The organism is Nocardioides alcanivorans (genome assembly GCF_021555175.1).
Classification (GTDB): domain Bacteria; phylum Actinomycetota; class Actinomycetes; order Propionibacteriales; family Nocardioidaceae; genus Nocardioides; species Nocardioides alcanivorans.
This window is the reverse complement of record NZ_JAKGRW010000016.1, coordinates 1-23,361: the sequence shown is the minus strand read 5'-3', so window position 1 is coordinate 23,361 and position 23,361 is coordinate 1. Positions and strand designations below refer to the sequence as shown.

Below are 23,361 nucleotides of genomic sequence, written 5' to 3'. Positions count from 1 at the left end.
GGGGTGGTCAGGAAGGACATGTCACTTCTCCTGGGTGAGCAGCGAGCGGGCGATGTTGTCGCCGACGCGGGCGGCCGCGGCGGTCATGATGTCGAGGTTGCCTGCGTACGGCGGCAGGAAGTCACCTGCGCCCTCGACCTCCACGAAGATGCTGACCTTCGTCTTGCCGAGCGTCGCATCGGAGGCGTCGTCGAACTGCGGCTCCTGGAGGAGGCGGTACCCGGGAACGTACTCCTGGACCGCCTTCTCCATCCGGTGGACCGACGCTGCGATCGCGTCGCGGTCGGCGTCAGGGTCGACGGCGCAGAAGATCGTGTCGCGCATGATCATCGGCGGCTCGGCCGGGTTGAGGATGATGATGGCCTTGCCACGCTCGGCTCCGCCGATCGTCATGACCCCGTTGGACGTGGTGCGGGTGAACTCATCGATGTTGGCGCGGGTGCCGGGGCCCGCCGACGCGCTGGAGACGGACGCCACGATCTCGGCATAGCTCACCGGAGTCGCGCGCGAGACCGCCGCAACCATCGGGATGGTGGCCTGACCACCGCACGTGATCATGTTCACGTTCATGGCGTTCACATGCTCCTCGCCGTTGACCGGCGGGATCACGGCAGGACCCACCGCGGCGGGGGTCAGGTCGACGGCGCGGATGCCGGCCTCGGCGTACCGCGGAGCGTACTCGCGGTGCACGTAGGCGCTGGTTGCCTCGAAGATGAAATCAGGCAGCTCGTCCTGCTTCAGGAGCCAGTCCACGCCTTCGTGGGAGGCCTCGAGGCCCTTGTCACGGGCCAGCTTGAGACCCTCGGAAGCGGGGTCGACGCCGATCATCCAGCGGGGCTCGATCACCTCGCTGCGCAGCAGCTTGTACATGAGGTCGGTCCCGATGTTGCCGGGGCCGACAATTGCGGCGGTGGCCTTGCGCATGACTTCTCTGGCCTCTCCTGATGTATCTCGGACGACGGGATTGCAGTCCGTCCACCACCATAGAACTTGTTACATTCCTTGGAAACGTAACCGCCCACCCAGTGGGGCTGGACCACGGAGGACCCCCTTGGCGACTGCCACGAATGAGCCCACAGAGTTCGACGTCATCGTCGTCGGGTCGGGAGGCGGAGGCATGACTGCCGCCCTCGCCGCCCACGAGCGCGGGCTGGAGGTCGTGCTGCTCGAGAGCACCGACGGATTCGGCGGCTCGACCGCACGTTCCGGCGGCGGAGTGTGGATTCCCAACAACTACGCCCTGGTGAAGGCCGGCCAGGGCAATCCCGACGAGGAGACGCGCGAGTACCTGCGCTCGATCATCGGTGACAAGGTCGACCCGGCGCGCATCGACGCCTTCATCGAGAAGGGTCCCGAGACGCTCCAGTTCATCAAGGACCACTCGGCCGCCGACTTCAAGTGGGTACCGGGCTACAGCGACTACTACCCCGAAGCACCCGGCGGCAAGGCCACGGGACGCTCGGTGGAGCCGAAGCCGATCAACGGCAACATCCTCGGCGACGAGCTGAAACGGCTGACCCCGGCCTACACGAAGGCACCGGCCGGCATGGTCGTCGGACAGGCCGACTACCGCAAGCTCAACCTGATGGGCCACTCGATCTGGGGCTGGTTCACCGGCGCCAAGATCGCCCTGAAGCGCACGATCAGCCTCTTCCTCAAGAAGCGCATGTATGGCATGGGCAACGCGATGATGATCGGCATGCGCAAGGGAATGCTCGACCGCAACATCCCGCTCTGGTACGAGACTCCCCTGACCGACCTCATCCTCGAAGATGGCAAGGTCGTCGGCGTCAAGGTCACCCGCAACGGTGAGGAGCGCGAGCTCCGTGCCCGCGCTGGTGTGATCCTCGCCTGCGGCGGCTTCGAGCACAACGAGGAGATGCGCAAGAAGTGGCAGGCCGAGCCGGTCGGCACCGAGTGGACGACCGGCGCAGCCGGCAACACCGGCGCCGGCATCGAAGCCGGAGCTCGGGTGGGTGCCGCCCTCGACCTGATGGACGACGCCTGGTGGGGTCCCGCGATCCCGCTCCCCCACGGCCCCTGGTTCTGCCTGGCCGAGCGCAACCTGCCCGGCTCGATGATCGTCAACCAGGACGGCCAGCGTTACTTCAACGAGGCGGCGCCGTACGTCGACGCCGTCCATGCCATGTATGAGTCTGCGGAGAAGACGGGAGTCGACCACTTCCCGAGCTGGATGGTCTTCGACCAGACCTACCGCAACCGCTACACGTTCGCCGGCCTGCCGCCGCGGCAGCCGCTCCCGGGGCGCTGGTTCAAGTCTGGCGCGATCGTGAAGGCCGACACGCTCGACGAGCTCGCCGAGAAGATGGGCGTCCCCGCCGACAAGCTCACCACCACGGTGGAGCGCTTCAACGGCTTCGCCGAGACCGGCAAGGACCTGGACTTCAAGCGCGGGGACTCGGCCTACGATCGTTACTACGGTGACCCGAAGATCAAGAACCCGTCGGTGGGTCCCATCAAGAACGGTCCGTTCTACGGCGCCAAGATGATGCCCGGCGACCTCGGCACCAAGGGCGGCATCGTGACCGACCCGAAGGCTCGGGCGTTGCGCGAGGACGGCTCGGTCATCGAAGGCCTCTACGCAACCGGCAACGTGAGCTCGGCCGTCATGGGCAACACCTACGCAGGCGCCGGCGCCACCATCGGCCCGGCCGTCACGTTCGGATACATCGCGGCGCACCACATCGCCGACAACTTCAGGAAGGCCTGATCCATGCCGATCGACACCGCCGTGGCACTGGCTGCTCCCCGCGCGAGCAGACCTTCGCCTGGAACTCGTCCGACGTGCTGCTCTACCACCTGGGTGTGGGTGCCGGATCTCGTCCCGGTGACAACGTCGACCCGAAGGCACTGCGCTACACGCTGGACAACGACCAGCTGCAGGTGCTGCCCTCATTCGGCGTCGTGGTGCCCACGTTCCATGACACCGACCCGCCGGCGCTCGACCTGCCCGGGTGCGACATCGACCTGCAGATGGTGCTCCACGGTTCGCAGGAGATCGTCGTGCACCGAGCCATCCCGGTCGAGGGCAAGGCGACCCTGAGCACCCGCATCGCCGAGATCTGGGACAAGGGCAAGGCCGCCGTCATCGTCCAGGAGGCTGAGGCCCGCGACGACGAGGGGAATCACCTGTGGACCGTGCGCTCCAGCATCTTCGTGCGCAACGAGGGCGGCTGGGGCGGCGACCGCGGGCCCAGCACCAAGGTCGAGCTGCCCGAGCGTCCCGCCGACGCCGAGTCGACGTACGACGTCACCCCGCAGCAGGCGATGCTCTACCGCCTCTGCGGCGACCGCAACCCGCTGCACGCCGACCCCGAGTTCGCGGCGGGCGCCGGTTTCCCGGCGCCGATCCTGCACGGCCTGTGCTCCTACGGCATCGTGCTCCGTGAGGTCACCGGCCTGCTGCTGGACGCCGATCCGAGCAAGGTGAAGGGATTCTCCGCCCGCTTCGCAGGCGTCGTCTTCCCCGGCGACACGATCAAGGTCCGGGCCTGGGATGAGGGCGACCGCGTCGTCGTCTCCGCAACCATCGCCGGCGGCGAACGCGACGGCTCCCCGTCCTCGCCGACTGCGTGCTCACGAAGGCCTGATCCACACCATCACGACGAGGGCTCCCACCGGCTGCTGCCGCTGGGAGCCCCTCGTCGTTGCTGCGGCACCAGCGCAGCGGTCATGGTCGTGGTGACCGAGCGTTCACACGACGCGTGCACTCATGCGAAGGCTTCCGGCGGCGGGCAGGCGCAAACGAGGTTGCGGTCGCCGTACGCCTGGTCGATCCGCGCCACGGCGGGCCAGTACTTGTCGGGATCGATCCCGGCCGGGAAGACCGCGAGTTCGCGGGAGTAGGCGCGCTCCCACTCCCCGACGAGCGCACGGGCCGTGTGCGGTGCGCCGCGCAGCGGTGACTCATCAGCGCTCCACTCGCCGGCCGCCACGCGCGAGATCTCCGCGCGGATGGCGATCATCGCGTCGCAGAAGCGGTCGAGCTCGGCGAGATCCTCGGACTCGGTCGGTTCGACCATCAACGTGCCGGCAACGGGGAACGACATCGTCGGGGCGTGGAAGCCGTAGTCCACCAAGCGCTTGGCAACGTCGTCGACGGTGACGCCCGACTCCTTGCTGAGCTGGCGCAGGTCGAGGATGCACTCATGGGCGACCAGGTCGTTCTGACCACGGTAGAGCACCGGGTAGTGCTCGCCGAGCCGCACCGCCACGTAGTTGGCAGCGAGTACGGCGACCGAGGTGGCGCGCTTGAGACCCTCGGCGCCCATCAGCCGCACGTAGGCCCACGAGATCGGCAGGATCCCGGCGGAGCCATAGGGTGCCGCGCTGATCGGACCGACTCCACGTTGCTTGTCGACCTCAGGATGGTCGGGGTGCGACGGGAGGAACGGCACCAGGTGCTCACGCACGGCGACCGGACCGACGCCGGGTCCGCCGCCTCCGTGCGGAATGCAGAAGGTCTTGTGGAGATTGAGGTGCGACACGTCGCCGCCGAACTCTCCCGGGCGCGCGTGGCCGACGAGGGCGTTGAGGTTGGCGCCGTCGATGTAGACCTGACCGCCCACTCCGTGCACCAGCTCGCAGACCTCGGTGATGGTGTCCTCGTAGGCACCGTGCGTCGACGGATAGGTGACCATGATCGCCGCGATCTCGTCACTGTGCTGCTCGCACTTGGCGCGCACGTCGTCGACGTCGATGGTGCCGTCCTCACGCGAGCGCACCACGACCACGCGCATGCCGGCCATCACCGCAGAGGCAGCGTTGGTGCCGTGGGCCGATGCCGGGATCAGGCAGATCTCGCGGCCGGTCTCGCCACGCGAGTGGTGGTAGCCGCGGATCGCGAGAAGTCCCGCGAGCTCGCCCTGGGATCCGGCGTTGGGCTGGATCGAGACACGGTCGTAGCCGGTGATCTCGGCGAGCCAGCCCTCGATGTCGGCCACCAGGCGTCGATAGCCCTCTGAATCCGCGGCGGGGGTGAACGGGTGCATGTCGGCGAAGCCCGGCAGCGAGATCGGTTCCATCTCGGCAGTGGCGTTGAGCTTCATCGTGCAGGAGCCGAGCGGGATCATCCCGCGGTCGAGGGCGTAGTCGCGACCGCTGAGGCGGCGCAGGTAGCGCAGCATCGAGGTCTCACTGTGGTGCGTGTTGAAGACCTCGTGCTCCAGGAACCCCGAGGTACGCCGCAGCGCGGCCGGGAGGGTCTCCCCACGACCCGGGCGACGTCGTCCAGGTCGACGTCGACCACGCCGAACGAGCCGAGCACGGCGACGAGGCTCGAGCGCGTCGTGGTCTCCGAGGTCGAGACCCCCACCCGGTCGGCGTCGACGCGGCGCAGGTGGATCCCCGCCTCGCGGGCGATGCCGACGACGTGGTCGGCGCGGCCCTCGACCCGGGCGATGACGGTGTCGAAGAACTCGCCGTGCTCGACCGGGATGCCTGCGTCCGACAGGGCCCGGGCCAGTACTGAGGCCTGGCGGTGGGCGCGGGTTGCGATGGTGGTCAGCCCTCGCGGCCCATGGTGGACGGCATACATGGAGGCCGCGACCGCGAGGAGCACCTGAGCGGTGCAGATGTTGGACGTCGCCTTGTCACGACGGATGTGCTGCTCGCGGGTCTGGAGTGCGAGGCGGTAGGCCGGGCGCCCCTCGGCGTCGACGGAGACCCCGACGAGTCGACCCGGCAGGTGACGCTCGAGTCCGTTGCGCACCGACATGTAGCCGGCGTGCGGGCCACCGCCCCACAGGGGAACACCGAAACGCTGGGTCGTGCCGATCGCGACGTCGGCGCCCAGGTCCCCGGGGAGCTCAGCAAGGTGAGGGCCAGCAGGTCGGCAGCGACGACGACGAGCGCACCCCGTTCGTGCGCGGCATCGATCGTCGGGCGCGGGTCGACGATGCGACCCGAGGCTCCCGGGTACTGCAGGAGGACACCGCTGATGTCACCCTCGGGCAGCCCCTCGGCCAGGTTGGTGACGACGACCTCGATGCCCATCGCCTCGGCACGGGTGCGGACGACCTCGATGGTCTGCGGCAGCGCATCGGCATCGACGACGAACGTCCCTGCAGCACCACGGTTGGCGCGACGTACCAACGTCATGGCCTCGGCGGCAGCGGTGCCTTCGTCGAGCAGCGACGAGTTGGCGACCGGCAGACCAGTCAGGTCGCCGACCATGGTCTGGAAGTTGATCAGCGCCTCGAGTCGCCCCTGGCTGATCTCCGGCTGGTAGGGCGTGTAGGCGGTGTACCAGCTCGGGTCCTCGAAGAGGTTGCGGCGAATCACCGGAGGGGTGATGGTGCCGTGGTAGCCGAGCCCGATCATCGACTCGCCCGGCACGTTGGCATCGGCCAACTCCCGCAGCAGGCTCGCCACCTCACGCTCGGTGGCAGGCTCCGGGAGCGCAGCCTCGAGCCGGGTGCGGATCTGTGCGGGAACGGCTGCATCCATCAGGGCGTCGAGGCTGTCGTGACCGATGGCGGCCAGCATCGTGGCGACCGCATCGGCGTCAGGGCCGATGTGGCGCTCGGAGAAGGGAATCGCGGCGTCGAGGTCGGCGAGGCTGGGCTGGTCGGTCACGCGGGACTCCTGCGGGGTCGGGAACCAAAGGTGGTCCTCCCCTCTGTCACCGAGACTTCCGCGCTCCAGAGTCGCCTGCCCGCGCGGTTCGGGTGCCTGAGAGGTTCCGGGGAGTGTTGCCCCTTCGGCGCTCCCCACGACAGCTGGGGAGTCTCTCCCGTGCGGGATGATCAGCCCCGCCAATCTATCAGGCCCCGACCTGTACTCCGGCCCCCACATCGCCCGTGAAACACAGGACCGTCCCTAACAGATTTGTAGTTTTCGGCTGAAAATCTACAAATCTGTTAGGGACGGTCGAGGAACAAACGGGACAAACTGGGGTGGGGCGGAAGAACTGGGGCGAAGCGGGTCAGATGGCGCGCATGGTACGGCGAGCAGCGAGCTCGTCGGACGGGTCCGGCGTGCCGGCGACCTCGAGGCGTTCGCTGGGGAGGTCGGAGAGGGTGCCCTCGATCTCGCGCCAGACGCCGCCGATGGCAATGCCGAAGACGCCCTGACCACCCTGCAGCAGATCGATGACCTCATCGTTGCTGGTGCACTCGTAGACGGAGGCGCCGTCGCTCATGAGCGTGACCCGGGTCAGGTCCTCGGTGCCGCGCTGACGCAGGTGCTGCACCGCCGACCGAATCTGCTGCAACGAGATGCCGGTGTCGAGCAGACGCTTGATGACCTTCAGGATCAAGATGTCGCGGAAGCTGTAGAGGCGTTGCGAACCACTGCCGCTGGCGCCGCGCACGGCGGGCTCCACCAGACCGGTGCGCGCCCAGTAGTCGAGTTGGCGGTAGGTGATCCCGGCCGCCTTGCACGCGGTCGGACCGCGGTAGCCCTGGTCGTTGGGCACGGATGAGACGTCATCGGTGAACAGGAGACCCTGTTCCTCCGCTGCCGCCTCGGCCGCACCCTCTTCGGGCACTCCGGTGTCGTTCAGCACGTGTTCCTCCTGGCTACTCCGTTCAGCGTAACTCCAGAGGGGGAAGGAAGCCGCGGCCGGACCGGCGTGAGCCGACAACCACAACGGTGGAGTTACAACAGAGACATCCACAAGGTACGGCGCAGCGACGGAGGTGGTCAACGTCCGCCTCGGTGTGTCGGCCCCTCAACCTCAGGTTGAGGGTTAGCTCACATCCGACGGAGGAGTCAGCCCTGCTCGAAGTCCTCCGGAGACACGTGGTCGAGGAACTCACGGAACTTCTCCACCTCGTCCTCCTGCTCGGCGGGCGCGGCGATGCCGGCCTCCTCGAGCACCTCCTCCGAGCACACGATCCGGCTTCCCGTGCGCAGCGCCAGGGCAATGGAGTCGGAGGGGCGGGCGCTGATGGTCACACCGGAGTCGAAGACCAGGGTGGCAAAGAAGATGCCGTCCTGCACCTCGGTGATCTGCACTTCGGTGAGCGCGTTGCCCGTCTCGTCGAGGACCGTCTTGAGCAGGTCGTGCGTCAGGGGCCGCGGGGGCACCACGCCCTGTTGCGCGAAGGCGATCGCACTCGCCTCCACCGCTCCGATCCAGATGGGCAGATAGCGCTCCCCGGTCACCTCCCGGAGCAGCACGATCGGCTGGTTGGAAGGCATCTCCACCCGGACTCCGACGACGTCGACCTCACGCATGGGACCACCCTAGTTCAGTGCTGGATGACGGACCGCCCGGCACTGCCGCCAACGTGGTCCGCACTCAGCCCAACGCCGACTTCACGAGCATCGCGTGGAGCTTCACCGTCAGTGCGGCGATCGAGGCGGCCTGCTCCTCGGCTCGCGCCCGCGCTGCGGGATCGCGCCCGTTGCGCACCGGCGCAACCGCCTGCTCCACGAGCCCGACCTCACGATCGGCAGCCGTCCGGAAGACACGGAGGTGGCGCGGCTCGAGGCCGAACCCAGCAAGCTCCTCGGCCGTGCGGGCGATGACGAGGTCGTCGGCGTCGTACTCTCCCTTGCGGTCAGGGCGGACCAGGCCGTAGGTCTCCAGCTGGGTGAGCAGCTCGTCATCGATGCCTGCGACCTTGACCAGCTCCTTGCGGGAGAGCCGCAGGTCGGAACGCTGCCGGAAGGAGTCGGCCGACGGGAATCCGTCATCGGCCAACGCCACCTTCGGCACCACGGGTCCGACGGGTTCGATCGCCGGCGGCTCCAAGCCTCGATCGATGGCGTCGAGGTGCTCGCCGATCACCTTGAGCGGCAGGTAGTGGTCACGCTGCATCCGCAGGATGTAGCGCAGCCGCTCCACATCGGCCGGCGTGAACTTCCGGTAGCCGGCCGACGTGCGCTCGGGGTCGATCAGCCCCTCCGCCTCCAGGAAACGGATCTTGGAGATGGAGATGCCCGGGAAGTCCTCGCGAAGTGTCGCGAGGACCTCACCGATGTTCATCCGCCGGTTGGCGGAGCGGCCCTGGGGGTCTGCGGAGGCAGGCACCATCGGCGTCAGCTGCCCTGCCCCGGGTGACCGTTGAAGAAGACCAACCGGAACTTGCCGATCTGCACCTCGTCACCGTCGGCGAGCGTCACCTCGTCGATCCGGTCGCGGTTGACGTAGGTGCCGTTGAGGCTGCCCACGTCGGAGACCGTGAAGGTCAAGCCGGTACGGCGGAACTCGGCGTGGCGACGCGACACCGTCACGTCATCGAGGAAGATCTCGCTGTCGGGGTGGCGACCGGCCGTGACCACGTCGACGTCGAGCAGGAAACGAGCACCCGCGCTGGGGCCCCGTTGCACGACCAGGAGGGCGTGCCCCGACGGGAGCTCCTCGACCACCTCGGACTCGGCTGCCGAGAGCGAGCGCTCGTCGCCCTCGGCCTTCTCCGGGGCACCGAAGGTGATCGTCGCCGTGGACTCCACGGCGGGCTCGGTCGGCTCGGGCTGGACGAGGCGCTGTCCGCACTGGGAGCAGAACCTGGCGTCGTCAGGATTCCGGTTCCCGCAGCTTGTGCAAAACGGCATCGGCGCACTCTCCCGTGTAAAGCGTTTAACCCTCAACGCATGGTCAAGGTTGACCCTGCAAACCTATCAGCCGTCCACGGACGCCCGGTAGGAATCAGCACTCATCAGGCCGGCGAGCTCACCACGGTCCGCAGGAACGATCTCGAAGAGCCAGCCGGCGCCGTACGGATCGGAGTTGACGAGCTCGGGCGTGGCCTCGAGCGCGGTGTTCAGCGCGACGATCTCACCGGCGATCGGGACGTAGACGTCGCTCACCGACTTCGTCGACTCCAGCTCGCCGACGGCTTCCCCAGCGGCCACGGTACGGCCGGCCTCGGGCAGGGAGACGTAGACGATATCGCCGAGAGCATCCTGCGCGTAGTCGGTGATGCCGACCCGAACCGAACCCGGCGCCTCGCCCGCCTCGCGGACCCACTCGTGCTCTGCGGTGTAGGAAAGCTCCTCAGGAAACACTCTGACTCCTCCTCGTTGGTGTCGGCCCCGACGGACCGAGGTGCACCCTACTCAACCAGCCCGTGCCCCGTGGCGAGGGCTACTCGTCGTCGGGACTGGCGAAGTTCTGCTCCGGTGTGCCGACCACGCTCTCGACCACCACCTCGTCCGACTCCTCGACGCGCAGGGTGCCCCCGACCCGCTCCACCCGTTCGGTGGGGCCGTCGGGGAAGACCAGCGCCTCCGACAACGTTCGCGGCTCACCGATCACGTCGATCACGTAGGGGTTGGTCAGGTTCTCGCCGTCGACCGAGATGCCCTGAGCGGTCTCCGACACCGAGCTCTGGGCGACGAAGCGAACGGAGTCGTTGAACTCGATCGCCTCCGCCCCTGCGGCCCGCAGCTCCTGGATGGTGTCGAGCAGCAGACTGGCGCGCACCTCGCCGTTGGTGTCGTCGATGGTGATCCTGATCCCTGGCCCCTGGGCGCCGAGGGTGCCGGCCAGGATGCCGTAGACCTCCGCGTCCTGGCGGGCCTGGTCGAGCGCAGCTTGACGTTGCGACGTGCTGTCACGCAGCTGCTCGCGCGTCTCACGCAGCCGCTCGATCTCCCGTTCGACGCGCTGGGTGCTGCCGGAGAGACCGTCGAGGACACGCACCAGATCGGCCTGCCGCAGGCTGCCGTAGTCGTCGTCACGTTCGTTGGACTGCACCTGGATCATCGCCGCGAAACCCACGCACGCCAATGCCACCGCCAACACGATGTTGGCTCGAGTGGGCTTGGCAAGGAGGGCCCTGCGCAATCGGCTGCGCGAGGGCGCTCGGGTGGTGTCGTCGTCGGAGTCAGGCATGGAAGACGTGCCGCCTGATCGCTGCCACGTTGGAGAAGATCCGGATGCCGAGCACCACGATCACCGCGGTACTCAGCTGCCCCCCGGCACCGAGCTTGTCGCCGAGCCACACGATGGCGGCCGCGATGACGACGTTGCTGACGAACGAGACCACGAAGACCTTGTCGTCGAAGATCCCGTCGAGGTGGGCCCTGAGGCCACCGAACACCGCGTCGAGGGCCGCGACCACTGCGATCGGCAGGTAGTAGTCGAGGGACGCGGGCACATCGGGTTGCAGCACCAGTCCCAAGACGATGCCTGCCAACAGGCCGATGATGGCGATCACTGTGTCACTCCCTTGTCGTCCGGAAGCCTGACATGGAGGGTGGCCTGCCGCAGGTAGGGCTGGCCGCGTCCGGGCAGGTTGAGTGAGGATTCACTGCTGATTTCGAACTGGAAGCCGAAGGTGTTGCGCAGGCTGAGGAAGGTCGCCCCTGCGGAGGACTCCGCGAAGTCGGCCTGCAACGTGTTGCGGTCACCGATCGCGTCGATGACGTACGGCGGCGCCAAGGGCCTGGTCTTGACGTGAATGGCCTGGTTGACGGTGCGGATGCCCGTGATCGCGGTCAGTCGCTGGCCATTGATCGAGACTGCCTCCGCGCCGGCCTCCCACAACCCGAAGACCAGGGTCGCAAGGTCCTCGTCACGCACGACCCCGTCGCCCGCGCCGTCGGCCGAGTTGTCCAGCCGCACCCGCACCCCTCCCCGCGCACGGGGAGGTAGCCGCTGGCTGCCTTCAGGTTGGTCAGGCGCCGGGTGGCGGCCTGCTCGAGGTCGGTCAACTGGGCCAGCTCCTCGGCCAGGGTGGCGTTGGCCTCACGGATGTCAGCCAGCTGCTCCTGCTTGTCGGCCAAGCCATCGCGCGCCGTGCCGATCTGGCGGACCAAGGCCTCACGGCTCTCCTCCGAGGTGGCAGCGTCCCGCGAGGTCTGGACCGCGGCGATCACCACCAGGAGCCCGAAGATGCCGAGCACGAGCGGCGCGATCCACCTCGGTCGCGACGGCGGCGCGTCACCCTGTCCGCTGAGTGCCTTGCGGGCAGCGACGTGCTCGTAGTCCTCGTCGATCGCTGCGTTGGCGATCCGGTTGAGCAGCGGCTGGACGACATGGTCGGGAAGCGACCTGCGTTCGGTGGTGCGGGTCTCAGCCATCGGGTTCCTTCCGCGGCCGCGGTGTGGTGCGCAGCAGCACGCGCACCTGCCAGGCATAGAGCAACCCCGCCCACCAGTAGAGCCCGATCCCCCAGAAGGCGAACGACCAGCCGAAGACCTGGGCCAGGGTGGCCAAGGTGCCATCGCCGTCGCCCAGGAGCAGCAACGGGAAGGCATAGAGCAGGTTGAAGGTCGCTGCCTTGCCCAGGAAGTGCACGGGCAGTGCGCTGTAGCCGCGGGTGCGCAGGAACGGCACCAGCATCCACAGCAGTACGTCGCGCAACGGCAGGAGCAGTGCCACCCACCAGGGGATGATGTCGCGCATCGCCAGACCGACGACGACCGCAAGGATGTAGAGCCGATCGGCGATCGGATCGAGCAGCTCCCCCAGCGACGAGCGCTGGTTGAGCTTGCGCGCCAAGAACCCGTCGAGCCAGTCCGTGATGCCGGAGACCATCAGCAGTCCCAGCGCCCAGCCGTCTGCCTTCGCGACGAGCACGAGCCACAGGAAGAGCGGCACCCCGAGCAGGCGGAGCATGCTCAAGGCATTGGGGACCGTCCAGACACGATCGACCGTCCGCTCAACCTCCTGCACGGCCCCTACCCTAGAGGAAGGGAGCCCTCACTCAGGCTCCGGGCGCACCCAACCGGGGTCAGTCCGCCGACTCCAGGTGGGCCGCGTCCCGGATCTCGCCGACCAGCTCCTCCAGCACGTCCTCGAGAGTTGCCAGACCGTGGGTGCGTCCCTCCTCGTCGACGACCCGGGCCATGTGGGCGCCGCGACGCTGCAACGTCTCGAGTGCGTCGTGCAGGGTGTCCTGCGGCCGCACGCTGGCGAACGGGTGGATCCACTTGTCGTCGACGACCCGATTGCGTCGATCAGGGTCGGTCTCCAACACGTCCTTGATGTGCAGGTAGCCGATCGGCTCGCCGTCGTCGTCACACACCGGGAAGCGCGAGAAGCCGGTGCTGGCGCACAACTCCTCCACCTGGACTGCGGTGAACTCCCGCGGCAACGTCGTCAACGATTCGAGCGACAGCAGCACCGACTCGACCGTGCGCTCGGTGAATCCGAGGGCGCCAGCCAACCGGTCGTACTCATCGGCCGCGATCATGCCCTCGCCACGGGACTCCTCCACCAGGGCAGCGACCTCCTCACGGGTGAAGGTCGAGGTGACCTCGGCGCGCGGCTCCACCCGCAGCATTCGGAGGATCACGTTGGCGATCGCGTTGAGGCCCACGATCAGCGGCTTGAGGAGGGTGACGATCCACACCATCGGTGGGCCGAGCACCAGCGCAGCCCGGTCGGGTCCGGCGATGGCGATGTTCTTGGGCACCATCTCGCCGAGGACCACGTGCAGGAAGACGACGATCGTCATCGCGATGACGAACGAGATCGGGTGCACGAGGTTGTGCGGCACGTCGAGGCTCTCGAAGAGCGGCTCGAGGAGGTGCGCGACCGCCGGTTCACCGACGGCACCGAGACCGAGGGAACAGATCGTGATGCCGAGCTGGGCACCGGCCATCACGAGGGAGACGTTCTCCATCGCCTTGATGGTGGTGCGCGCCATCTTGGAGCCAGCCTGCGCCTTCGGCTCGATCTGGGTACGACGGGCCGAGACGAGCGCGAACTCCGCACCCACGAAGAACGCGTTGAACGCCAGCAGCAGGACGGCGACGAGAACAGCGGTGAGATCACCCATGGTGGGTTCCCTCCTCGCGGGTCGTGAGTCTGATCCGATCGATACGGCGACCGTCCATGCGTTCCACCTTCAACACGGCCACCTGGCGCGGGGGCCGGTCTTCGTCGCCATCGACGAACGGATGGGGCAGCGGCACCTCCACCACGTCGCCGGGCATCGGGATACGTCCCAGCTCCTGCAGGACCAACCCGGCCACGGTGTCGTAGTGCTCACTGTCGGGAAGTGAGACGTCAGCGAGGTCCTCGACCTCGTCGGGGCGCAGCAGTCCGGAGAGCGACCAGGAACCGTCGCGCCGTTGCCGTCCCCGCGCGCCGAGCCGGTCGTGCTCGTCCGCGATGTCTCCGACGATCTCCTCGACCACGTCCTCAAGGGTCACGATGCCGGCGTGGCCGCCGTACTCGTCGAGCACCACGGCCATCTGGAAGCCGTCACGACGCAACAGGGCCAGCAGCGGGTCGAGGCGGATCGTGTCAGGCACGATGATCGGCTTGACCATGATGTGCTTGATCTTGGTGGTCGGGCGCTCGTGCACCGGCAGCGCCACGGCGTGCTTCACGTGGACGGTGCCGACGACCGCGTCGGCACCGTCGAGCACCGGGAAGCGGGAGTGTCCTGTCGACCTCGCCAGGTCGAGCACTGCCTCCGCCCGGTCATTGGTCTCCAACGTCTGGGTGCGCACTCGCGGCGTCATGATCTCGGCCGCGGTCCGGGTGCCGAACTCCACCGACTTCTCCATGAGGACGGCGGTGTCGGCGTCGAGCGTCCCCTGGTCGGCGGACCGGGCGATGAGGGAGGCGAGCTCGGTGCTGCTGCGTGCGGAGCGCAACTCCTCCTGCGGCTCCACGCCGAGGCGTCGTACGAGGAAGTTGGCGGAACCGTTGAGAACGCGGATCGGGCCCCTCATGAGGGCGGTGAACGCCCGCTGGGGCCGGGCCGTCGCCTTCGCCGTCTGCAGCGGCAGCGCGATCGCGAGGTTCTTGGGCACCAGCTCACCGAAGATCATCGTGCCTGCGGTGCTGAGCACCAGGGCGATGGTGATGGCGGTCGGCGACACTGCTGCATCGGGCACGCCCAGGGAACCGAGCGGATCCCTGATCAGGCCCGCGATCGCGGGTTCGGCCAGATATCCGATGGCGAGGTTGGTGACGGTGATGCCGACCTGGGCGCCGGAGAGCTGGGTGGAGAGGCTGCGCAAGGCCGTCTGCACGGCTGCAGCGCCCGCGTCTCCCGACGCCGCAGCGCGGTCGACCGTTGACCGGTCGACCGTCACGAAGGCGAACTCGGCTGCGACGAACACACCGCAGGCGAGGACCAGGAGCACGGCAACTCCCAGCAGGATCCATTCGGTCATCAGCGCCCTCCTCCGATCACGGAGTCAACGGGCGACGTACTTTGAGAACCGTCCATGGGGGTTCGAATGACACCTAACTGCTCGGGTATGCCTGAATCGAGCACAGACTACAGAATCACCCCAGCACTGACCCAGCCGATGGAGGTCCCCGCCGGCACGGGCGCCGCACGTGGTCACAGTCCGAGAGCGCGGCCGATGACCTCCTTCTGCACCTCGGTGGTTCCTCCGTAGATGGTGGTGATGCGGCCGTCCAGGAAGGCTCGAGCGACGGGGTGGTCGCGCATGTAGCCCGCTCCGCCGTGGAGTTGGAGGGCCCGCGCCGCCATGCGGTTCTGCAGCTCCGTGGGCCACCACTTCACCATCGCTGCCTCTTCGGCAGCCAACTCGCCGCGCAGGTGGCGGCGCGCACAGTCGTCGAGGAACGCACGGGCCACGCGGGTCTCCGTGGCCATCTCCGCGAGGAGGAACCGGTTGTGCTGGAAGCTGCCCAGCGTACGCCCGAACGCCTCTCGCTCCCTGGCGTGGGCAAGGCACATCTCCAACAACGATTCACACGCACTCACCGCCTGCGCACCGATGGCCAGGCGCTCCTGACGAAGGTTGCGCATCAGGTATCCGAAGGCGTGCCCCTCCACCCCGAGGAGGTTCGCAGCCGGCACGACCACGTCGCTGAACGAGAGTTCGGCGGTGTCCTGGGCCCACAGGCCGACCTTCTCCAGGCGGCGGCCCACCTCGAAACCAGGCATGGAGCGCTCCACGACGAGCAGGCTGAGGTCACCCCGCGCGTCACCGGTTCGCGCGACCACGATGACGAGGTCGGCGCTGACGCCGTTGGAGATGAATGTCTTGGTGCCGTTGAGCAGGTAGGCAGGCGCGCCGTGCTCATCAGTGGTCGGTCTCGCGGTGGTCCGGATGCCCCGCAGGTCACTGCCCGCCTCCGGCTCGGTCATCGCGATGGCGGTGATCAGGTCGCCGGTCACGCACCCCGGGAGCCAACGTCGTTTCTGCTCGTCGTTGCCCAACCCCGTGAGATAGGGCACGACGACATCCGTGTGCAGCGTGAAGCCCGGGCCGGTGAGCCCGAGCCGCGTCTGCACTTCGGTGAGGACCATGTTGAACCGGAAGTCGTCGATCCCTGCCCCGCCGTACGTCGTCGGGACGTCGAAGCAGAGGAGGCCGGCTGCGCCCGCCTTGCGCCACACCTCCCGGGGCACGAGGCCGGCCTCCTCCCACTCGCCGTGCCGCGGCGCGACCTCCCGCTCGAAGAAGGTGCGCACGGACGTGCGGAAGTCCTCGTGCTCGGTGCCGTAGAGATCGGACAAGGAGTGGCTCCTCAGTTGCTGGACCGTGACTTGTGCCACACCATATCTGAACCTATTCTCAGATTCAGTTCGTGGTGTCACCCACCGCAGTCCATCCCAGGAGCATTCGTTGAACCAGACCCCTGCACCCCTGCTCGGCACCCTCTCCCCCGACCAGTCGGCTCGAACCGCGGTGGTCATGGGCGGATCGGGTCGCTCCCTCACCTTCGGCGAGCTCGAGGAGCAGTCGCTGCGCATCGCCCACCTCTTCGACTCGTTGGGCCTCCGCCGCGGTGATCACGTCGCGCTCCTGATGGAGAACGGACTCGAGGTCTTCCCCGTCGCCTGGGCGGCACAACGCAGCGGACTCTTCTACACCCCGGTCAACTGGCACCTCACCGCTGCGGAGTCGCGCTACATCATCGACAACTGCGACGCCCGGGTCCTGGTGCACACCTCCGGGTTGCGGGAGCTGGCCGCGGAGGTGCTCGCGAGCGGGACGCAGGTCGAGCACCACTTCCTCGCCGGTGACGGCGACCCGCTGCCCGGCGGTCGACGGCTGGCCGAGGCCGCTGCTGCCTTCGAGGCAACCCCTCGTGTCTGCGAGGAGGAGGGCCATCCGATGCTCTATTCCTCGGGGACCACCGGCCGACCGAAGGGCATCGTTCCCGAGCTGCCCGGGGAGCCGTTCGGATCGGGCCTGCCGATCGACAAGCTCATGGCCGGCCTCTTCGGCTTCGGCCCCACCTCGGTCTACCTGAGCACGGGCCCGCTCTATCACGCAGCGCCGCTGGCCTGGTCGATCGGCGCCAACCACCTCGGCGGCACTGTCGTGGCGATGGAGACCTTCGACGCGGAGCGGGCCCTGCAGCTCATCGAGCAGCACCAGGTCACCCACGCCCAGTTCGTCCCCACCATGTTCGTCCGGATGCTCCAGCTTCACGAGGAGACCCGCAGCCGCCACCGCGTCGACAGTCTGGAGCAGGTCATCCATGCCGCAGCCCCCTGTGCACCGGACGTGAAGCGGGCGATCATCGATTGGCTGGGGCCGGTGGTGACCGAGTACTACGCCGGCAGCGAGGTCAACGGATTCTGCACCCTGACCACCGCGGAGTGGCTCGACCATCCCGGATCGGTCGGACGCGCCGTGCTCGGTGAGGTGCACGTCTGCGGTCCGGACGGCCAGGAGCTGCCCGCGGGCGAGATCGGGCAGGTCTGGTTCAGCGGCAGTCGCCCGTTCGAGTACCACCGTGACCCCGACAAGACCGCGGCCGCATTCAACGCGCAGGGCTGGAGCACGCTGGGCGACCTGGGCCACCTGGACGAGGACGGCTATCTCCATCTCTCGGACCGGCGCACGGACCTCATCGTGTCGGGTGGCGTCAACATCTATCCCCGCGAGGTGGAGGACGCGCTCTGCCTGCACCCTGACGTGCGGGACCTGGCCGTCGTCGGTGTCCCCGATCCTGACCTGGGACACCGAGTGCACGCCGTGATCGAGCTCCGCGACGGACTCACCCCCAGCCCTGAGCTGGAGGCTGCACTCGATGCCCACCTGCGCGAGCGCATCGCCGGCTTCAAGGTGCCTCGCTCCTACTCCTGGGGCGAGGTGCCGCGGCTACCCAGCGGCAAGGTCCTGCGTCGCGTGCTCATGGAGGAGCTGGCGAACACCGCGTGACGCCCGGGACCGGTCGTCACAGGTTGCGCCGGTACTGCCCGCCGACCTCGAAGAACGCCTCGGTCACCTGCTGCAGCGAGCAGACGCGGGCAGCGTCCATGAGCACCGCGAAGACGTTGCCGCCGCTGACGGCCGCTTCCTTGAGCCGGGCGATCGCGGCTTGCGCCTCATCGCGGTGCTCGGCCTGGAAGGCACGCACCCGAGCCAGCTGTGATTCCTTCTCGGATGCGGTGGCGCGCGCCAGCTCCACGGTCGGCGGCGCCTCCTCCGACTCCGGCTTGCGGAAGGTGTTGACGCCGATGATCGGCAACGAACCGTCGTGCTTGCGGTGCTCGTAGAGCATCGACTCGTCCTGGATCCGGCCGCGCTGGTAGCCCGTCTCCATGGCACCGAGCACGCCACCGCGCTCGTTGATGCGGTCGAACTCGGCGAGCACGGCCGCCTCGACCAGGTCGGTGAGCTCGTCGATGATGAAGGACCCCTGCAGCGGGTTCTCGTTCATCGCCAGTCCCCACTCGCGGTTGATGATGAGCTGGATCGCCAGCGCGCGCCGCACCGACTCCTCGGTCGGGGTGGTGACGGCCTCGTCGTAGGCGTTGGTGTGCAGCGAGTTGGCGTTGTCGTAGATGGCGATGAGCGCTTGGAGCGTGGTCCGGATGTCGTTGAAGTCCATCTCCTGCGCGTGCAAGGAGCGTCCGCTGGTCTGAACGTGGTACTTCAGCTTCTGCGAGCGCTCGTTCGCGCCGTACTTCTCCTTCATCGCCACCGCCCAGATGCGACGGGCGACGCGTCCGATCACCGAGTACTCGGGATCCATGCCGTTGGAGAAGAAGAACGACAGGTTGGGCGCGAAGTCGTTGATGTCCATGCCGCGCGCCAGGTAGGCCTCGACATAGGTGAAGCCGTTGGCGAGGGTGAAGGCAAGCTGGCTGATGGGATTCGCGCCGGCCTCGGCAATGTGGTAGCCCGAGATCGAGACGGAGTAGAAGTTGCGGACCTCGTTGCTGATGAACCACTCCTGGATGTCGGCCATGCAGCGCAGCGAGAACTCGGTGGAGAACAGGCAGGTGTTCTGCCCCTGGTCCTCCTTGAGGATGTCGGCCTGCACCGTGCCGCGCACGTTGGCCACGGCGTACGCCGCCAACTGGGCCCGCTCCTCGTCGTTGGGCTGGCGCCCCTCCTTGGCCACGAACGCGTCGACCTGCTGGTCGATGACCGTGTTGAGGAAGAAGGCGAGCACCGTCGGTGCCGGACCGTTGATCGTCATCGAGACGGAGGTCGACGGCGCCACGAGGTCGAAGCCGTCGTAGAGCTCCTTCATGTCGTCGAGGGTGGCGACCGAGACTCCGGAGGTTCCGACCTTGCCGTAGACGTCCGGGCGGGGGTCGGGGTCGCGACCGTAGAGGGTCACGGAGTCGAAGGCCGTCGAGAGGCGGGTGGCCTCTCCGTCCTGCGAGAGCACCTTGAAGCGACGGTTGGTGCGAGCCGGGTCGCCCTCACCCGCGAACATCCGGGCCGGATCCTCACCGTCGCGCTTGAAGGGGAAGACGCCCGCGGTGAACGGGAAGTAGCCCGGCAGGTTCTCCTTGCGCCAGAAACGAACCAGCTCGCCGTGGTCGGCGAAGCGGGGCAGCGACACCCGCGGCACCTTCGTGCCGGCGAGCGACTCCTTGGTCAGGCGCGTGTGGATCTCACGGTCGCGGACCAACACGGTCTGCTCGTCGCCCGAGTAGGACTCGACGACAGCGGGCCAGGCATTGATCTGGTCGGCGACATCGAGCGGGAGGTCGCGCTTGGCCTGTTCCAGCAGGGCCGGTACTCCCCGGACTCGGCGCCCGCGGTCTCCAACTCGGCCGACACCTCGGTGAGGCGTTGCACCCGACGGGCGGCCTCGACGTACGACTCCGTCTCGGCGTGGTAGCCGCGAACGGCGTCGGCGATCTCGGCGAGGTAGCGGACCCGGTTGCCCGGCACCACCTGGGCGATGCCCGAGGAGTGGCGTACGTCGACCCGCGGCAGGGTGCCCTCGCTGACGACCAGTCCGCGCTCGACCAGGGAGTCGCGCAGACGCTGGTAGAGAGCAGTGACGCCGTCGTCGTTGAAGGTGGCTGCCGACGTGCCGTAGACGGGCATGTCCTCCGGACGCTGGCCGAAGGCCTCGCGGTTGCGCACCAGCTGGCGGGCAACGTCGCGCAACGCGTCCTCGGCCCCCGGCGCTCGAACTTGTTGATCGCCACCGTGTCGGCGAAGTCGAGCATGTCGATCTTCTCGAGCTGTGAAGCGGCACCGAACTCGGGGGTCATCACATAGAGCGAGTGGTCGACGAAGGGCAGGATCCCGGCGTCACCCTGGCCGATGCCGGGCGTCTCGACGATCACGAGGTCGTTGCCGGCAGCCTTCATCACGGCGATCACGTCGCCAAGGCCGTCGGGCACCTCACGCTCGCCACGGGTGGCCAGGGAACGGAAGGTGGTGGCCTCACCGTTGAGGGAGTTCATCCGGATGCGGTCGCCCAGCAGCGCGCCGCCACCACGGCGGCGGGTCGGGTCCACTGCGATGACGGCGACCTTGAGCTTGTCCTCCTGGTCGACACGGAAGCGCCGCACCAGTTCGTCGGTGAGGCTCGACTTGCCCGAGCCACCGGTGCCGGTGATGCCCAGTACGGGCACCTGCCTGCTGGCGGCGGCCTCGAGCAGCGTGGCGCGGAAGTCCTCGGGAAGCTTGCCGTTCTCGGCTCCGGTGACGGCGCGAGCGACCGCGAAGCGGTCACCGGCGAGGACGGCGTCGACCTCGGCAGCGCCCTGCGCCCACAGGTCGGTGTCGCACGCGCGGATCATCGAGTTGATCATGCCGACGAGGCCGAGACGCTGGCCGTCCTCCGGGGAGAAGATGGTGACACCGGACTCCTTGAGCCTGGCGATCTCCTCGGGGACGATCACGCCGCCGCCACCGCCGTAGACCAGGATGTGGCCGGCGCCGCGCTCCTTGAGGGACTCGACGAGGTACTCGAAGTACTCGACGTGGCCGCCCTGGTAGGACGAGACCGCGACGCCCTGCACGTCCTCCTCGACCGCGGCCTCCACGACCTCCTGGACGGAGCGGTTGTGCCCGAGGTGGATCACCTCCGCACCCTGGCTCTGCAGGATCCGCCGCATGATGTTGATGGAGGCGTCGTGGCCGTCGAAGAGGCTGGACGCCGTCACGAAGCGGACGGGGTTGGTGGGGCGGTGCAGCTGCGTCACGGTCGAACTCCCAGGAATTAGTAGGGCTTCCTAGTAAATAGTAGGACGTCCTAGCAATCTGGCCAAGTCAGTGTGAGCTTCGACAAGTGCGGGGCCGTACCAGGTGAGCAGTCGACCACTCACCAGACGGGTCTCCAGGCCCGGGAACGCCTCGGGTCCATCGTCGGCGGTGAACGCATAGGGCTCGTCAGGCAGCAGCACCAGATCCGGCCTCGCCGCCACGATCTCGGCGACCTCCGCATGCGGATAGCGACCGTCGGCGTCGGCGAACACGTTGCGGCAGCCGAGCAGCCGCAGCAGGTCACCGGTGTAGGTGTCACGCCCGACCACCATCCACGGATCGCGCCAGATCGGCACCGCTACGCTTCCCCACTCGGGAGCAGCGGTCGACCACAGCACCCGCGCCTGCGCCAGCCAGCCGGGCACCTCCACCCGCAGCGCCGCGATGAACAACCGCTCCATCGCGTCGAGGGCCTCGGCCACCGACTCGGTGCGGGTCACCCACACCGGCACGCCGGACTCGCGCAGGCGACGTACGTCGAGTTCGCGGTTCTCCTCCTGGTTGGCGACCACGAGGTCGGGGGCCAGCGCGCGGATCGCGGGGAGGTCGGGGTTCTTGGTGCCCCGCACCCGAGCGACGTCCAGGCCAGCGGGATGGGTGCACCAGTCGGTCGCCCCGACCAACATCTCCGGCGCGGTCGCCGCGATCGCCTCCGTCAGCGACGGCACCAGGGAGACGACACGGCGCGGGGCGGCCCGGAGCTGCACGTCGTGCCCGAGGTCATCGAGCGCCACGGACTCACTTCCTTCCACACAGGTAGGCGAGGACGCCCACGGACAGCAGAGTGGACACGGTCGCACCGTTGGCGGAAGGGAACAACAGCAGGGGTACGGCGGCGAGCAGCGCCACGTCAAAGCCGCGGAGCACGCTGCCGTAGAGGTTGGTGGGCACGGCACCTGCAGGGCTCGAGATCAGCGGCCTGCCGTAGTCCGGGGTCGCCCGGTCACCCAGCGGGCGGCAGCAGCCAGCCCACCGATCCCGGCGGCGATCCCCAACTGGAGGACCGCGAGGCCGGCACCGTCGATGGTGCGGTGCAGCGCGGGGGCACTGAGCAGGCCGTGCACGAGCACCAGCGAGCCGGGCACGACGACGGCCGCGGCGCGGGTCGGTCCGAGCGCCGTCGGGAAGATCCGCACCATGCCTCGCGAGCGGGTGAGCACGCGCAGGAGACGAGCATCGGTAAGACGAACACGAAGCAGATCAGCACCTCGACCAGGAGAGTGGCGACTCCCCACCGACCGCGGCGACGGCGTACGGCACCAGCAGGGAACCGAACAGCAAGGCCACCTTGCCGGGGTGGCGGCGGAGCCGGATGACGTCGCGCCAGACCAGCGCGAGCACCCCTGGAGGGTCCACCGCGGCTGGGGCGCAGCACGCCGCGGCGCGGCTGCCGTGCGCCAGGACCACGTCGAACAGCAGGGCCAGGTCGAGCGAGGCGAGCGCGCCGCCCAGTCCGGGCACGAGGGCACCGCCGGGGGCCACGTCGCGTCGACGCAGCCGGCCGGCGAGCGACGAGGCGCGCAGCAACACCGCGAGCAGACCGAGCCACAGCAGCGCGGCAGTGCCCAACCAGAACGCGTCCAGTCTCGAGGAGCCGCTCATCTCGGGGACGTGCTCGGACGCGATCGCGGCAAGCCCGACGCCCACCGCCAGGAGGCACAGGGGGCCGAGCAGCAACGCCGGGTGCCGGCGCCGCGACTGGGCATGCACGAGCGAGCCGGTGCCGAAGGCGGCCAACCCTGCTGATCCGATCGTGAGCAGCAGCAACGACTGCACCCCGAAGCCGGCCAACGTCGCCGCTGCAGCCGCGACGGGAGCGACCACGACGGACGAGAGGGCCGCCATCCCCCACACTCGACGACGCAGCAGCTCGCCACGGTCGACCGGCGTCGGCACCAGCCAGCTCGCGATGCCCGGACTCACCGCGATCGGGCCGAGCATCCGTGCCACGGCCCACAACGCAGCGAGCGTGGCGCCCACCACCAGCCAGGGCAGCAGCTCCCGCGCCGAAGCACAGTCGCTACCCGT

22 protein-coding genes, 2 pseudogenes and 1 riboswitch are annotated in these 23,361 nt (G+C 68.3%); of the genes and pseudogenes, 3 read left to right on the top strand and 21 right to left on the bottom strand.

Annotated features, from left to right (window positions below; translation table 11 throughout):
• Positions 1-21 precede the first annotated feature (21 nt).
• Positions 22-924 carry an acetaldehyde dehydrogenase (acetylating) gene (locus tag L1066_RS09440; protein WP_235736095.1) on the bottom strand — a complete coding sequence of 301 codons (903 nt, stop codon included), beginning with the start codon at positions 922-924 and terminating at the stop codon, positions 22-24.
• A gap of 127 nt (positions 925-1,051) precedes the next feature.
• On the opposite strand from L1066_RS09440, the gene kstD reads away from it, so the two are divergent.
• Together kstD and L1066_RS27610 are read left to right on the top strand one after the other, a co-directional pair.
• Entirely contained in the window at positions 1,052-2,731 is a 1,680-nt protein-coding gene (gene kstD, locus L1066_RS09435) for a 3-oxosteroid 1-dehydrogenase (protein WP_283095352.1), read from the top strand.
• A gap of 74 nt (positions 2,732-2,805) precedes the next feature.
• Positions 2,806-3,519, top strand: a pseudogene (locus L1066_RS27610) (MaoC/PaaZ C-terminal domain-containing protein); the annotation flags it as partial.
• Between the two features lie 212 nt (positions 3,520-3,731).
• Here L1066_RS27610 and gcvP read toward each other — a convergent pair.
• The 14 genes and pseudogenes from gcvP to L1066_RS09360 all read right to left on the bottom strand — a co-directional run bounded on the left by gcvP (position 3,732) and on the right by L1066_RS09360 (position 16,373).
• A pseudogene (gene gcvP, locus L1066_RS09425) lies at positions 3,732-6,597 on the bottom strand (aminomethyl-transferring glycine dehydrogenase).
• A gap of 74 nt (positions 6,598-6,671) precedes the next feature.
• Positions 6,672-6,767, bottom strand: a riboswitch (glycine riboswitch).
• A gap of 179 nt (positions 6,768-6,946) precedes the next feature.
• Positions 6,947-7,528: a MerR family transcriptional regulator gene (locus L1066_RS09420; RefSeq protein WP_312007421.1), complete on the bottom strand. Its 582-nt coding sequence runs from the start codon at positions 7,526-7,528 to the stop codon at positions 6,947-6,949.
• A 206-nt stretch (positions 7,529-7,734) separates the two neighbouring features.
• Complete coding sequence (locus L1066_RS09415) at positions 7,735-8,202, bottom strand: bifunctional nuclease family protein (protein ID WP_235736093.1); 468 nt, start codon at positions 8,200-8,202, stop codon at positions 7,735-7,737.
• Between the two features lie 64 nt (positions 8,203-8,266).
• Positions 8,267-9,004 carry a transcriptional regulator FtsR gene (ftsR, locus tag L1066_RS09410; protein WP_235736092.1) on the bottom strand — a complete coding sequence of 246 codons (738 nt, stop codon included), beginning with the start codon at positions 9,002-9,004 and terminating at the stop codon, positions 8,267-8,269.
• Between the two features lie 5 nt (positions 9,005-9,009).
• A complete protein-coding gene (locus tag L1066_RS09405) occupies positions 9,010-9,525 on the bottom strand; it encodes a zinc-ribbon and FHA domain-containing protein (protein WP_235736091.1) in 516 nt (171 codons plus the stop codon).
• A gap of 66 nt (positions 9,526-9,591) precedes the next feature.
• The gene (gene gcvH / locus L1066_RS09400; RefSeq protein WP_235736090.1) at positions 9,592-9,978 is read right to left on the bottom strand and encodes a glycine cleavage system protein GcvH; all 387 of its coding nucleotides are present in this window, start codon (positions 9,976-9,978) and stop codon (positions 9,592-9,594) included.
• A gap of 79 nt (positions 9,979-10,057) precedes the next feature.
• On the bottom strand, positions 10,058-10,807 hold the full coding sequence (locus L1066_RS09395; RefSeq protein ID WP_235736089.1) for a DUF881 domain-containing protein: 750 nt from the start codon (positions 10,805-10,807) through the stop codon (positions 10,058-10,060).
• On the bottom strand, positions 10,800-11,132 hold the full coding sequence (locus L1066_RS09390) for a small basic family protein (protein ID WP_235736088.1): 333 nt from the start codon (positions 11,130-11,132) through the stop codon (positions 10,800-10,802). The genes L1066_RS09395 and L1066_RS09390 overlap by 8 nt, the downstream gene beginning before the upstream one ends.
• Positions 11,129-11,497 carry a DUF881 domain-containing protein gene (locus tag L1066_RS09385; protein WP_235736087.1) on the bottom strand — a complete coding sequence of 123 codons (369 nt, stop codon included), beginning with the start codon at positions 11,495-11,497 and terminating at the stop codon, positions 11,129-11,131. The genes L1066_RS09390 and L1066_RS09385 overlap by 4 nt, the downstream gene beginning before the upstream one ends.
• Positions 11,413-11,997 carry an alpha-2-macroglobulin family protein gene (locus L1066_RS27605; protein ID WP_235736086.1) on the bottom strand — a complete coding sequence of 195 codons (585 nt, stop codon included), beginning with the start codon at positions 11,995-11,997 and terminating at the stop codon, positions 11,413-11,415. The genes L1066_RS09385 and L1066_RS27605 overlap by 85 nt, the downstream gene beginning before the upstream one ends.
• Positions 11,990-12,592, bottom strand: coding sequence for a cardiolipin synthase ClsA (gene clsA, locus L1066_RS09375; protein ID WP_235736085.1), 603 nt, complete (start codon positions 12,590-12,592; stop codon positions 11,990-11,992). Before clsA ends, L1066_RS27605 begins: the two co-directional genes overlap by 8 nt.
• Before the next feature lie 58 nt (positions 12,593-12,650).
• Complete coding sequence (locus L1066_RS09370; RefSeq protein ID WP_235736084.1) at positions 12,651-13,700, bottom strand: hemolysin family protein; 1,050 nt, start codon at positions 13,698-13,700, stop codon at positions 12,651-12,653.
• On the bottom strand, positions 13,693-15,051 hold the full coding sequence (locus tag L1066_RS09365) for a hemolysin family protein (RefSeq protein WP_235736083.1): 1,359 nt from the start codon (positions 15,049-15,051) through the stop codon (positions 13,693-13,695). Before L1066_RS09365 ends, L1066_RS09370 begins: the two co-directional genes overlap by 8 nt.
• Before the next feature lie 173 nt (positions 15,052-15,224).
• Positions 15,225-16,373 carry an acyl-CoA dehydrogenase family protein gene (locus L1066_RS09360; RefSeq protein WP_235736082.1) on the bottom strand — a complete coding sequence of 383 codons (1,149 nt, stop codon included), beginning with the start codon at positions 16,371-16,373 and terminating at the stop codon, positions 15,225-15,227.
• Positions 16,374-16,482: 109 nt separating this feature from the next.
• Between L1066_RS09360 and L1066_RS09355 the strand changes: the two genes are divergently transcribed.
• Complete coding sequence (locus L1066_RS09355; protein WP_235736081.1) at positions 16,483-18,030, top strand: AMP-binding protein; 1,548 nt, start codon at positions 16,483-16,485, stop codon at positions 18,028-18,030.
• Between the two features lie 16 nt (positions 18,031-18,046).
• Here the strand turns inward: L1066_RS09355 and L1066_RS29150 are convergent, their stop codons facing one another.
• From L1066_RS29150 to L1066_RS09335, 6 genes are all read right to left on the bottom strand, one after another.
• The gene (locus L1066_RS29150) at positions 18,047-19,741 is read right to left on the bottom strand and encodes a methylmalonyl-CoA mutase family protein (protein WP_446499901.1); all 1,695 of its coding nucleotides are present in this window, start codon (positions 19,739-19,741) and stop codon (positions 18,047-18,049) included.
• Positions 19,722-21,272, bottom strand: a complete 1,551-nt coding sequence (locus L1066_RS29145) for a cobalamin-dependent protein (protein WP_446499900.1) — start codon at positions 21,270-21,272, stop codon at positions 19,722-19,724. The genes L1066_RS29150 and L1066_RS29145 overlap by 20 nt, the downstream gene beginning before the upstream one ends.
• Before the next feature lie 30 nt (positions 21,273-21,302).
• Positions 21,303-22,067: a helical backbone metal receptor gene (locus L1066_RS09345; protein ID WP_235736080.1), complete on the bottom strand. Its 765-nt coding sequence runs from the start codon at positions 22,065-22,067 to the stop codon at positions 21,303-21,305.
• Positions 22,068-22,071: 4 nt separating this feature from the next.
• A complete protein-coding gene (locus tag L1066_RS09340) occupies positions 22,072-22,224 on the bottom strand; it encodes a hypothetical protein (protein WP_235736079.1) in 153 nt (50 codons plus the stop codon).
• Between the two features lie 20 nt (positions 22,225-22,244).
• On the bottom strand, positions 22,245-22,493 hold the full coding sequence (locus L1066_RS26565; protein WP_312007413.1) for a DUF6297 family protein: 249 nt from the start codon (positions 22,491-22,493) through the stop codon (positions 22,245-22,247).
• A 40-nt stretch (positions 22,494-22,533) separates the two neighbouring features.
• A partial coding sequence (locus tag L1066_RS09335; RefSeq protein ID WP_283095351.1) for a DUF6297 family protein occupies positions 22,534-23,361 on the bottom strand: 828 nt, incomplete at its 5' end.